The 12,266-nt window shown below is 73.7% G+C and carries 7 protein-coding genes; 4 read left to right on the plus strand and 3 right to left on the minus strand.

The window, feature by feature from the left end:
• Positions 1-41: 41 nt before the first annotated feature.
• Entirely contained in the window at positions 42-3,107 is a 3,066-nt protein-coding gene (locus ABTZ99_RS35530; protein ID WP_499617665.1) for a discoidin domain-containing protein, read from the minus strand.
• 190 nt (positions 3,108-3,297) lie between these two features.
• Between ABTZ99_RS35530 and ABTZ99_RS35535 the strand changes: the two genes are divergently transcribed.
• Positions 3,298-3,720: a hypothetical protein gene (locus ABTZ99_RS35535; RefSeq protein WP_498781002.1), complete on the plus strand. Its 423-nt coding sequence runs from the start codon at positions 3,298-3,300 to the stop codon at positions 3,718-3,720.
• A gap of 151 nt (positions 3,721-3,871) precedes the next feature.
• Positions 3,872-4,129 carry a hypothetical protein gene (locus ABTZ99_RS35540; protein ID WP_498781004.1) on the plus strand — a complete coding sequence of 86 codons (258 nt, stop codon included), beginning with the start codon at positions 3,872-3,874 and terminating at the stop codon, positions 4,127-4,129.
• A gap of 47 nt (positions 4,130-4,176) precedes the next feature.
• Here ABTZ99_RS35540 and ABTZ99_RS35545 read toward each other — a convergent pair whose 3' ends face one another.
• Both ABTZ99_RS35545 and ABTZ99_RS35550 read right to left on the minus strand, forming a co-directional pair.
• Complete coding sequence (locus ABTZ99_RS35545; RefSeq protein WP_499617666.1) at positions 4,177-5,658, minus strand: bifunctional 3-(3-hydroxy-phenyl)propionate/3-hydroxycinnamic acid hydroxylase; 1,482 nt, start codon at positions 5,656-5,658, stop codon at positions 4,177-4,179.
• Between the two features lie 59 nt (positions 5,659-5,717).
• Positions 5,718-8,852 (minus strand): ATP-binding protein, encoded by a 3,135-nt coding sequence (locus tag ABTZ99_RS35550; RefSeq protein ID WP_499617667.1) that lies wholly within the window; start codon positions 8,850-8,852, stop codon positions 5,718-5,720.
• A 55-nt stretch (positions 8,853-8,907) separates the two neighbouring features.
• Here ABTZ99_RS35550 and ABTZ99_RS35555 point away from each other — a divergent pair, with 55 nt between their 5' ends.
• Both ABTZ99_RS35555 and ABTZ99_RS35560 read left to right on the plus strand, forming a co-directional pair.
• A complete protein-coding gene (locus tag ABTZ99_RS35555) occupies positions 8,908-10,587 on the plus strand; it encodes an NAD(P)/FAD-dependent oxidoreductase (RefSeq protein ID WP_499617668.1) in 1,680 nt (559 codons plus the stop codon).
• Entirely contained in the window at positions 10,587-12,044 is a 1,458-nt protein-coding gene (locus ABTZ99_RS35560; RefSeq protein ID WP_499617687.1) for an ATP-binding protein, read from the plus strand. Before ABTZ99_RS35555 ends, ABTZ99_RS35560 begins: the two co-directional genes overlap by 1 nt.
• The last annotated feature ends 222 nt before the right edge of the window (positions 12,045-12,266 follow it).

Genomic DNA, 12,266 nt, shown 5'->3' on the forward strand with positions numbered 1-12,266 from the left:
GTCACAGGACACGCGCGGCGGGGTGGGTAGGACACGCGGGTTCACCAGGTGGTTCGGCCGGAGCCGTAGGGGTAGAGGGGGTTGCCGTAGGTGGTGGGTACGGGGGCGCCCGAGTCGATCCGGGCGCGGATGTCGGCTCGTTCGGCGGCGGTGGCGCCCAGGTCGTACGGGACGTCCCAGTGCTCGGTGGCGTCGGCCGGGATGTCGGTGCCGCCGGGGCGCAGGACGTCGGTCAGGGCACGCGGCAGCTGCCACGGCAGCTTGCCGGTCGGGGTGTAGTCGCCGAACAGCAGCGACGCCAAGGCGGGGCCCATCTCCTCGCCGCCGCGGTACGTCACGACGATCGCGCTCGCCAGGTCGTGCCACTCGGTGATCACGTACGGGCGGGGCAGGACCAGGGCGACCACGACGGGGATGCCCTGGCGGTGGAAGTCCTGGATCACCGCGAGCTGGTCCGGGGGCAGGTAGGGCTGCTCCTTCGGCCAACTCGTCGCGTGGGTGTACGAGGTCTCGCCCACCGCGACGATCGCCAGCTTCGGCGACGGCCCGGTGTCCTTGTGGACGTTCACCCCCGCCTGCGCGGCACGCGTGCGGATCGCCTGCAACATCGTCTGCGACCCGTACTCCTGGTGGAAGTAGCTGGTCCAGATGCAGCACGCGGCCGTGTCGTCGGCACGCGGACCGGCCACCACGATGTTGTCACCGCGGTTGAGCCGCACCGGCAGCACGCCGTTGGTGTTCTTCAACAACGTCATCGCCTCGCGCGACGCCTGGTTCGCCAGCGCCGCGTACTCCGGCTTGTGGAACCGGTACGGCCCGTTCACCGGGTCGCCGTACGGGTTCTCGAAGATCCCGAGCTTGAACTTCAACCGCAGCACCCGCCGCACCGCGTCGTCGATCCGCGCCGCCGGCACCGCCGAGGTGAACCCGCCGATGGTGAACCCGGGCGCACCGGGGTCCGCGCCACCCATCACGTCCGACCCCGCGTTCGCCGCGCCGACCCACGACCCCGACGGCAACCAGTCGGTCGTGATCAGCCCGGTGTACCCGAGGTTCTGCCGCAGGTACGCGAGGATCTTCGCGCTGTCACCCGCGCCCGGACCACCGGGGTCCAGCAGTGAACTGCCCGCGTATCCCGGCATGATGTTCACCGCGCCGGCCTCCATCGCCGCCCGGAACGGCGCGGTGTGGTACTTGATCGTCACGTTGTCGTACACGATCAACGCCTCACCGCCCGCGCCCTCGCCCGGCCAGTGCTTCACCGTCGCCAGCACCGAACCCGGGCTCAGCTCCGGCCCGCCCTGCAACCCGGCCACCAGTGCCCGGACCTGCGCCGACGCCACCTCGGAACTCTCGCCGTTGCCCTCCTGGATGCGCGGGTACAGCACCTTCGTGCCCACCTCGGCCAACGGCCCCAGCACACCGCGCGCGCCGACCTCCAGCTGCTCGCGCCGCTGCATGTCGCCGAGCTTGTACTGCAACGGGTAGTTCCGCGCCGCGGCCAACGCGCTCTGCAACGGGTACGTCGTCTTGTACCCGGCGATGGTGTCGCCCGCCGACACGAACGGGATGCCGAGCCGCGTGCCGCTCGACCCGAGCAGCGCGGTGTGCAGGTCCTGCGCCTCCGCCGGCCCGAAGTGCCAGCCCGAGCGCGGGAACACCTGGGCGTTGTAGAACATCTGGTAGGCCTTCTCCTCGATCGTCATCCGACCGAGCAGGTCGTTCACCCGTGCCTCCACGGGCTGCCGCCAGTCCTCGTACGGCTCGATCGCGCCGTTCTTGTTCAGGTCACGGCTGCCGCTCACCACCCGCACGCCGTCGTCCACCGAGGTCAGCGTCGGCACGTACACGCTGAACGTGCGGATGTTCGACGCGCTGGTGCCGCCGGAGCCGTCCACCGCGACCACGAACCACTTGTACGTCCACCGGTCGGTGATGTCCCACGACGGCGTGTAGCCGGTGCCGGTGGGCTCGGCGACCTTGGTGTAGAGGTCGATCAGGTTGCCCGATGCGGTGAAGTCGTAGTCCGTGCGGCTGACGTTGAGCCAGACCTGGTAGCGCACCGCGCCCGGCACCGCCGCCCACGAGAAGGCCGGACGCCGGGTGGACGTGATCATCGCCTGGTCGGCCGGCGCGGACAGCGCGAACCGGCCCGTCACCGCGGGCGCCTTGGTCGGCGGCGACAGCAACGGCGGCGTGGCCGCGGAGGTGTCCACGGTGCCGAAGACCTGGAACTCCCAGAGCGAGACGCCGTAGCCGGTGGCCCGCGCGGTGGCGAACAACCGCAGGTAACGGCCCGTGCCGCCGACGGTGAGCCGTTCCACGCCGCCCGTGCCGGTGGTGGTCGCGTAGACCTGCGTCCAGTTCACCGCGTCGTTCGACAGCTCCAGCCGGTACCCCTTCGCGTACGCGCCCTCCCAGTTCAGCACGACCTGGTTGACCGAGGCGACGCCGCCGAAGTCGACCCGCAGCCACTGGTTGTCGGCGAACTGGCTGGACCAGCGGGTGTTCGGCCGGCCGTCCAGCGCCGCGGCGGGCGCGTTGCCGCCCTCCCACGTCGAGGCCGCGACCTGCTTGTACTCGGAGATCGGCGTGCCGGCGGCGGGCCCACCGGTCGTGCCGTAGACCTGGAACTCCCACAGCGAGTAGCCGTAGCCCGTGGCGCGGGCGGTGCCGAACAGCCGCACGTGCCGACCCGTGCCGGTCACCGGGATCGACTGCGTCCCGCCCGTGGCGTCGGCCGCGGTGTGGACCGTGGTCCACGTGGCGCCGTCGGCCGAGGTCTGGAGCTGGAACGCGGTCGCGTAGGCGGCCTCCCAGGTCAGCACCACGCGGTCCAGCGTCGCGGTGGCGCCGAGGTCGACGCTCAACCACTGCGGGTCGGCGAACGCGCTGGACCAGCGGGTGCCCGCGTTGCCGTCGGTGGCGGCGGACGCGGCGGTGCCCGCGTTCTCGGTGGACGAGGCGGTGGTCGGTTTGCCTTGGGAGAGCAGGACCCCGGCGGCTCTCGCCTCCCGTGACGCGGTGAGCTGCCCGGCGATCAGGGCGGCGAGGACGACGAGCAGGGGCAGGACCCGGCGGCGGTGCCGGGCGGGCGCTTCGGGCATGGCGACTCCAGGCAGGGGTGACCCGCGGCCGGTGTGCCGCCGGCCGCGGATCGTCGACAAACTCTCGGAGAGCGCTCTCCCACAGCGAACTTCACCCGCCGGTCCGCCGTCAAGAGACCGGCGGACCGGTTCTCCCGCGCCCGGTGGCCCGGTTCCGGTCGGGTCCGGGAGCGGCGCATAGGATCGCCCGGTGACGATCGCGATTCCCGGCTTCGGCGAACTGACCCCGGTGGACCACGCTCCCGAAGGCGTGGCGTGCTGGAACACGACCGCCGCCGGGACGTCGGTGAGCGTGCTGGTGGAGGAACCGGCCACCACCGACGACCTCGACCTGCCGTTCATCGGCTCGGTCCTGCGCGACCGCCAACGGCTGCTCGCCACCGCCCACGAGGCCGTGGCCGACCACCTGCGCGACCACCCGGGCTACGGGCCGGACGCCGTGGCCGACCCGGAGTTCACCTTCCACCCCGGTCGGGACTGGCTGGTCCGGTTCGCCGAGTGCCGCGTGCCCGGTTTCACCGAGCTTGGCCTGGTGGTGGTGTTCAACGGCGGTGACGTGGTCGGCGTGGACGACCTCGCCGACGTCGACCTCGCGGACGAGACCGAGGGCTGACCGGCGGCGGTCGCCGCGTGCGGCCGGCCGGTTCCGGGACTTCGGCGCGGTGAGCGCGGGTACGTGCGGCGCGTTGCCAGGCGTGCGGTGGCTGTGCTGTGATCGGGGCGCCGCCGTGTGGAAAGCGTTTTCCGCGAGAGGGAGAACCCCGATGCGAGCACTGCTCCTGGCGACCCTGCTGCTCCTTGGCGCCGGTACCGCCCAAGCCGCCCCTGCCCTGGCCGCACCTGCACTGGCCGAGCCCGCCCAAGCCGCGCCCGCGGCGATGGACTACTGGCAGTACATGGCCACCTTCGCGACCGAGGAGGAGTGCGAAGCGGAGGGCGCGAAGATCCCCGAGGGCGTCGACTACTACGTCTGCTGGCCGAACGGGGACGTCTGGGACTTCTACTGGGTCTTCCTGACCTGACCTCGCCTGATCGCCGCCGTCGAGCCCGGTGGCGCGGGGTGAGCCGGTCACCGCGCCGCCGCGGACGTCCCTCGGTCGTGCACGAACCGGTCGGGGCGCAGCACGACGACGTCGGTGCGGTGGCGGGCGAACCAGGCGGTGAGCGCGCCGGTGACGTCCACCAGGTCGTCCTCGGCGCAGGGCTGGCCGTCGGCCACCACCCGCAGGAACCGCGCGGGCGGACCGGACCAGTCCCGCGCCGTGCCCGCGTCCACGCCCGGCCCGATGACCGCGAAGTCGGGGCCGAGCACGTCGTCGAGCAGCAGCCTCGCCCCGCCGACGACCACCTCGGGCTGGGGGAACATCACGCGTCCGTCCGGCAGCGCGGGCAGCGGCTTGAACTCGAAGTGGCGCACCAGGCGGCGCACCCGCGGCACGGCCTGCGCCGCGCGCAGCACCACGTCCCGCAGTAAGGCCGCGAACCTGTTGCGCACCAGGAAGACCCGGCCGAGACGCACGCTGGTGAGGGCCATCGCCTCGGTGTGCGGGCGACGTTCGGCCTCGTAGCTGTCCAGCAGCGACTCGGCGTCGTCCGATCCGAGTGCCAGGGCGAGCTTCCAGGTGAGGTTGGCCGCGTCGCGCAGCCCGCTGCACAGGCCCTGGCCGAGGAACGGCGGCATCTGGTGCGCGGCGTCGCCGAGCAGGAACACCCGGCGGTCGCGCCAGCGCTCGGCGACGAGGTGGTGGAACGTGTAGACGATCGCGCGCGTGACGGTGAAGCGGTCCGGGTCGACGTAGGGCGCGACGAGCCGGGCGACCGTCGCGGCATCCGTCATGTCCGCGGGGTCCTCGTCCGGGCGCAGCATGAACTCCAACCGGTAGGTGTCGAACGCGCCGGGGGAGACGAACGCGGGCCGCCGCCAGTCGCACACGAACGTCGTGTGCGGCACCCGCACCGCGCCCGGCGCGACGTCACCGGAGACCGCCAGCCACGGTTCGGCGTAGGACGTGCCGGTGAGCGCGATGCCGGCCGCGACCCGGGTGGTGCTGCGCGCGCCGTCGCACCCGAGCACGTACTTCGCGCGCACCTCGGTCTCCGCGCCGGTGCCGAGGTCGCGCAGGACGGCGGTGGCGGCCTCGTCGTCCTGGGTGAGCCGCATCAGCTCGACACCGGTGCGCAGGGTGACGTGCGGGAACCGGTCGAGCCCGGCGCGCAGGGCCGCTTCCAGGCGCGGCTGGTCGAAGAAGTGCAGGGGACGGCCGCCCAGGCCGAAGTCGACCTCGTCCAGGGCGATGGTGGCGAACACCCGGCCCTTGGCGTTGACGTACTCGGCCCGTCCCGGCGGGTGCATGTCGGCGGCCACCTCGGTCCGCAGGCCCGCCTGCTGGTAGATCCGCAACGCCTCGTCGTCGCAGGAGAACGCGCGCGGCTGCCGGTGCGGCGCGGTGTCCCGTTCGACGACCAGGGTGCGCACGCCCCGGCCGCCGAGCAGGTTGGCGGTGAGCGCGCCGACCGGCCCGCACCCGACCACTACGACGTCGAACTCCATGCGTCCTCCCTCTGGTGTCGGGTGACATGTCAGCGGAGGGCTGTTGGAGTTCTGTTGGATCAGCGTGGGAAGCGCGCTCGCACCAGGTCCGCGCCCTGTGCCTCGGCCAGTCGCGCGCCGGTGACCAGGTCGGCCCGGTCGTCGGTGGCCAGGCCGCGGACGCGGTGCAGCTCGGCGGCGAGGACCCGTTCGCCGGTCCGCTCGGCGAGGGCGAGGCCTTCGTCGGCCAACGCCGCCGCGGTGGCGTGGTGCCCGGTCGCCAGGTGCGCGTCCGCCATCGCGGCGAGGGTGATCGTGCGGGTCGAGCGCAGGCCGAGCCGGTGGATGCCGTCCCGGGCCGCCCGCATCGCGTCGCGGCGGCTGTCGTCCCCGCCGCGCACCGCGGCCCACTCGGTGAAGAAGTCGGCGGTCGTGACGAAGTGCGGCATGTGCTGACGTGCGCCGATCTCGCGGCACCGGCGGGCGGCGACGACGGCGGCGGTGACGTCGTGCTCCTGCATCGCGGTCCACGCGGCGAACAGCGCGGCGTTGGCCCGGCCGTACGGGTCGTCGGCGCGTTCGGCGAGGGCGTGCGCGGCGGCGAGGTCGGCGCGGGCCGCGTCCGCGTCACCGCGCAGGGAGCGCACCAGGGCGCGGAAGTCGTGGGTCGCGAGCGTGGGCGTGCGACCGGCCCGTCCGACCAGCTCCCGCGGGTCCAGCTCGTGCAGCCGGTCGATGGCGGCGGTGAGGTGGCGGTCGGCCTCGGCCAGGCGGCCGGTGAAGTAGCCGACCACGCCCAGCAGGTAGTGGCCCGCGGCGCCGATCACGCCGTCGTCCGCGGCGAGGCGGCCCGCGAGGTCGGCGGCGATGGCGAACTCGGCGCGGTTGCAGGCCAGTTCGCCCAGCGTCCACAGGGCGGTGCGCACGTCGGTTCCGGTGTCGACGCGCGTGAGCAGTTCGCGGGCGCGGGCAGCGGCCAGGTCGACGGCGTCGCTGCCGATGCCGACCGTGATCTGGAGCAACGACGTGCGGTGCACCTGCACGGCCAGCTCCCGTTCCGGCGAGGTGAGCAGGGTGGCGGCCCGGTCGAGGTGCGCCAGGGCGTCCTCGTAGGCGAGGCGGCGGGTGGCGTCGCCGGCGGCTTCGAGGGTCCAGCGCAGGTGGTCGCCCTCCCGGCCGCGGGCCCGGCCGTAGTGGTGGGCCAGCTCGGCCGGGGTGAGGGCGTGCGCGCCGGCGTCGGCGAGCCGGGCGTGCAGGTCGGCACGGCGGGTCGGGGTGAGGTCGGCGTAGGCGGCCTCGGCGAACAGCGGGTGCCGGAAGCGCACCACGCCGGCGTCGGGCTCGGTGACCAGGTGGGTGACGTGCGGGGTGAGCCGGACCTCGGCGGCCGTGGCGGCTTCGAGCAGGTCGACGTCCAGGCCGCGGCCGGCGACGCTCAGCACGTCGAGCCAGTCGCGGGTGCGGTCGTCCAGGGCGTGCAGCCGGCGGCGGACGGTGTCGCGCACGCTCGGCGGCGGCGTGCCGGTCGGATCGGCTGAGGTGAGCAGTTCGGTGAGGAAGAACGGGTTGCCGCCGGTGCGGGTGAGGAGGTCGAGCACCAGGTCGGCCGGTGCGGGCGCGCCGGTGTGCGCGCGGACCAGGCCGGCGACCGCGTCCGCGTCGAGGCCGGCCGGTCTGAGCTGTCGGCAGCCGGGGCTGCGGGCCAGGTCGGCGAGGGTGGCGACCAGGGCGGGGGCGTGCTCGTAGGGGCGCAGGGTCGCGACGACCAGCGCGCGGGACGTGTGCACGGTGGTGGCCAGGTAGCGCAGCAGGAGCAGGGAGTCGGCGTCGGCGGCGTGCAGGTCGTCCAGCACGAGGACGAGGCCGGTGGCGCGGGCGGCGGCGTGCACGAGCGCCGAGACCGCGTCGTAGGTGCGGAAGCGGGCGGTGGGGTCGATGTCGGTGTCGGTGGTGGGGCCCGCGCGGAAGCCCGCCAGTGCCGGGTCGGCGCCCGCGTCGCCGGCCAGGGGCACGAGGGCGCGCACGACCTGGGTCCAGAGCCAGAACGGCGGCGCTTGACCGAGGTCCGGGCAGCGGCCCCACGCGACCGGGACGCCGGCGGCGGAGGCGCGGCGGGCGATGGCGTCGGCCAGGGTGGTCTTGCCGATGCCCGCCTCGCCGACGATCGCCGCGAACCGGCCGCCGGTCCGGCCCGATGCCGCGAGGAGGTCGGCGAGGAGGGCGAGCTCGGCCGTGCGACCGACCAGTCGGTCCGGCGGCAGGAAACCGGCGGTGTCGGTGGGTGAGGTGTCGAGGCGGTCGGTCGGGCTGGTGGGTGCGGTGGCGTGGGGGAGATCAGGCGGGCTGGTGGGTGGTGCGGCGTGGTGGAGGTCGGGCGTGGCGTTGGGTGCCGTGGTGCGGCGGTGGTCGGGCGTGGCAGTGGGAATCAGCGGGGAGGTGCCCGTACCGACCGGTGGCACGGAGTGGGCCAGGACCTGGCGGTGGAGGTCGCGCAGGGCCTCGCCCGGTTCGACGCCGTGCTCGTCGGCCAGCAGCCGGCGGCCCTCGTCGTACACCGCCAGCGCCTCGGTCTGCCGACCCGCCCGGTAGAGCGCGAGCATCAGCTGCGCCCGGGCGTTCTCCCGGTTCGGGTTGGCGGCCACGAACTGGCGCAGGTCCGGCAGCACGGCCTGGTGCCGACCGGCGGCGACGGCGGCGGTGAAGAGGCCTTCGCCGGCCGCGGTCCGCGCCTCCGTGAGGCGTGCCGCGTCCGGTCGCACGGCGGCGAGGTCGGCGGCGGCCACCTCGCCCCGCCAGAGGGCGAGCGCGTCGGTGTAGTGGCGTCCGGCCGCCTCCCACTCGCCGTCGGCGAGCGCCCGCGCGCCCTGCCCGGCCAGCGCGGTGAAGCGCACGGCGTCCACGGCGTCCGGTGGCACGCGCAGCTCGTAGCCACCGGTGTGACCGCGCAACAGCTCCGCGGGCGCACGCCGTCCGCGCTCCGGTTCGAGCGACCGGCGCAGCACCGCCACGTACGACCGCAAGGTGACCTGAGCGCCGGCCGGCGGACGCCCGTCCCACAGCGCGTCGACCAGCCAGTCGGCGCTGACGAACCGGTTGGCGCGCAACACCAGCAGCGTCAACAGGTCACGCTGCCTCGGCCCGCCGAGCGCCGGCCGCCCGCCGTCGCGCTCCACCGTCAACGGCCCCAGGACCCCGAACCGCACCGCGCCGGACACCCGCAGAGGGTAACCGCGATGGGACGGCCGTCCGGGCGGGAACGACAATGTGGACATGACGACTCCTCAGGTCGCGAGGCCCTCGATCCTCACCGTGGACGACGACCCCGGCGTGTCCCGGTCCGTGGCGCGCGACCTGCGCCGCAAGTACGGCGAGCACTACCGGGTCGTGCGGGCGGAGTCCGGTGAGCAGGCGCTCGACGCGGTGCGCGAGATCAAGCTGCGCGGCGAGGAGGTGGCGGTGCTGCTGGCCGACTACCGGATGCCCGGCATGAGCGGCATCGAGTTCCTGGAGGCCGCGATGGACCTCTTCCCGGCCGCACGGCGGGTGCTGCTGACCGCGTACGCCGACACCGACGCGGCGATCCGCGCCATCAACGTCGTCGACCTCGACCACTACCTGCTCAAGCCGTGGGACCCGCCGGAGGAGAAGCTGTACCCCGTGCTGGACGAGCTGCTGCGCGCCTGGTCCGCGGCCGATCGCGGGCCCGCCCGGCAGGTCCGGGTCGTCGGGCACCGCTGGTCGTCGCGGTCCTACGAGGTGCGCGACTTCCTGGCCCGCAACTCCGTCCCGTTCCGCTGGCACGCCGTGGACGACGGCGACCCGGAGACCGGGCGGCTGCTCACCGCGTGCGGCGAGGACGGCGCGCGGCTGCCCGTGGTCGTCACCGCGGACGGCGAGGCGCTGGTGGAGCCGTCGGACGCGGAGCTGGCCGCCCGGGTCGGCCTGACCACCCGGCCGTCCACCGACTTCTACGACCTGATCGTGGTGGGCGGCGGTCCCGCCGGGCTGGGCGCGGCGGTCTACGGCGGCTCGGAGGGGCTGCGCACGGTGCTGGTCGAGCGGCGTGCCACCGGCGGTCAGGCGGGCACCAGCAGCCGGATCGAGAACTACCTCGGCTTCCCCGACGGCGTGTCCGGCGAGCAGCTCACCGACCGCGCCCGCCGGCAGGCGCTGAAGTTCGACGTCGAGGTGCTGACCGCGTGCGACGTGGTCGGCCTGGAGGCCCGCGGCGCGGCACGCGTGGTGCGCCTGGGCGACGGCACGGAGCTGGCCGCGCACACCGTCATCCTCGCCACCGGCGTGTCCTACCGGATGCTGGACGCGCCCGGCCTCGGCGCGCTGACCGGCCGGGGCGTGTTCTACGGCGCGGCGACCACCGAGGGGCCCAGCTGCGCGGGCCAGGACGTCTACCTCGTCGGCGGCGCCAACTCGGCGGGCCAGGCGGCGCTCTACTTCGCCGCGCACGCCCGCCGCGTGGTGCTGGTCGTGCGCGGCGACTCGCTGGCCCGGTCCATGTCGCACTACCTCGTCGAGCAGCTCGCCCGGGTCGACAACGTCGAGGTGCGCACGTGCACCGAGGTCGTCGGCGGCACGGGGGAGGAGCACCTGGAGACGCTGACGTTGCGGCACAACAAGACCGGCGAGACGACGACCGTGCCCGCGTCCTGGCTCTTCGCGTTCATCGGCGCCGCACCTCACACCGACTGGCTCACCGGCACGCTGGCCCGTGACGATCGCGGGTTCGTGCTCGCCGGACCGGACCTGGTCACCGACGGCCGCCTGCCCGAGGGCTGGGGCCTCGACCGGCCGCCCTACCACCTGGAGACCAGCCTGCCGGGCGTGTTCGTCGCCGGCGACGTGCGCGCGGAGTCGGTGAAGCGGGTCGCGTCGGCGGTCGGCGACGGCGCGATGGCCGTGTCGCTGGTCCACCGCTACCTGGAGAGGTCGTGATGGAGAACCTGACGGTCGACGACCTGCGCGGGCTGTTCCTGTTCGAGCACCTGTCGGAGGAGCAGCTGGCGTGGCTCGTCGCGCACGGCCAGGTGGAGACGCACGCGGCGGGCTCCCAGGTGCTGCGCGAAGGACAACCGGCGACGTGCTTCTTCGTGCTGCTGGACGGCACGGTGGCGCTCAGCCGCGTCATCGGCGGTCAGCGCGTGGAGACCAACCGCACCGACCACCGCGGCGCGTACTTCGGGGCCACCCAGGCCTACCTCGGCTCCGACGTGGAGGCCAGGACGGTCTACCAGATGACCGCCGACGCGGTGACCGACGTGCGGCTCTACCAGCTGCCCGCGCACGACTTCGGCGCGATGTTCCGGTCGTGGTTCCCGATGGCCATGCACCTGCTGGAGGGCCTGTTCTTCGGCATGCGCAACACCGAGCGGATCGTCAGCCAGCGGGAACGGCTGCTCGCGCTGGGTTCGCTGTCGGCCGGGCTGACGCACGAGCTGAACAACCCGGCCGCCGCGGCGGTGCGGGCCACCGGGGCGTTGCGCGAACGGGTCGCCGGGATGCGGCACAAGCTCGCGCTGCTGGCGAGCGGCTCGCTCGACCCGGCCACCCTGCCGGTGCTGGTGGAGCTGCAGGAGAGCGCGGTCGAGCAGGTGGCGAAGGCGCCGAAGCTCGGTCCGATGCAGACCGCCGACCTGGAGGACGAGGTCGCCGACTGGCTGGACGCGCACGGCGTGTCCGGCGGCTGGGACCTGGCGCCGGTGCTGGTCGCGGGCGGGCTGGACGTCGAGTGGCTCGACCGCGCCGCGGCGTTGTGCCCGCAGACCGCCACCGAGGCCGCCGTGCGCTGGCTGGCCTACACGGTCGAGACCGAGACGTTGATGAACGAGATCGAGGACGCCACCACCAGGGTGTCCGCGCTGGTCGGCGCGGCCAAGCAGTACTCGCAGGTCGACCGGGCGCCGTTCCAGGTCGTCGACGTGCACGAACTGCTCGACTCCACGCTCGTGATGCTCGGCGGCAAGCTCCGCGACGGGGTGCGCGTGGTCAAGGACTACGACCGCTCCCTGCCCCCGCTGCCCGCGTACCCGGCCGAGCTCAACCAGGTGTGGACGAACCTGGTCGACAACGCGGTGGCCGCCATGGCCGGCGGCGGCACGCTGACCGTGCGCACGTACCGCGCCGGCGAGGACGCGGTTGTGGAGGTCGGCGACACCGGCGTGGGCATCCCGGACGAGGTGAAGAGGCGCATCTTCGAGCCGTTCTTCACCACCAAGCCCGTGGGCGAGGGCACCGGGCTGGGTCTGGACATCTCGTGGCGGATCGTGGTCGACCGCCACCGCGGCGACATCCGGGTGGAGTCCGAGCCCGGCGACACCCGCTTCCGGGTCCACCTGCCGTTGACCGCGCCGTCGGCGGGCGATGCGGAGGACGTGGCCCGGCCGGGTGACTGAGCCGGGTTTCCGGTAAAAGACGAAGGCGAGGAGATCGCGCCCTTCCCGCCACTGTCAACTTATAGCTCATCGGGGGTCTTGCGGCAAGGCCCCCGTGGTGCCGCAGAATGTCCCGCCGAAGCCCTCAACCTGCGGAAATGAGTGTCGGTAAACGCTGTGACAACACATGGACGAGTTCAACGGCCGGCGGTGCGGACGAGGAGCGAGCAAGCTTTGACGGGG

It is taken from the genome of Actinosynnema sp. NPDC002837, from assembly GCF_040295345.1.
Taxonomy (GTDB): domain Bacteria; phylum Actinomycetota; class Actinomycetes; order Mycobacteriales; family Pseudonocardiaceae; genus Actinosynnema.

Bases quoted from the DNA above. Each gene is read 5' to 3' on its own strand.
- ABTZ99_RS35530 (WP_499617665.1), bottom strand. From the start codon at position 3,107: ATGCCCGAAGCGCCCGCCCGGCACCGCCGCCGGGTCCTGCCCCTGCTC.
- ABTZ99_RS35555 (WP_499617668.1), top strand. From the start codon at position 8,908: ATGACGACTCCTCAGGTCGCGAGGCCCTCGATCCTCACCGTGGACGAC.
- ABTZ99_RS35545 (WP_499617666.1), bottom strand. From the start codon at position 5,658: ATGGAGTTCGACGTCGTAGTGGTCGGGTGCGGGCCGGTCGGCGCGCTC.
- ABTZ99_RS35540 (WP_498781004.1), top strand. From the start codon at position 3,872: ATGCGAGCACTGCTCCTGGCGACCCTGCTGCTCCTTGGCGCCGGTACC.
- ABTZ99_RS35560 (WP_499617687.1), top strand. From the start codon at position 10,587: ATGGAGAACCTGACGGTCGACGACCTGCGCGGGCTGTTCCTGTTCGAG.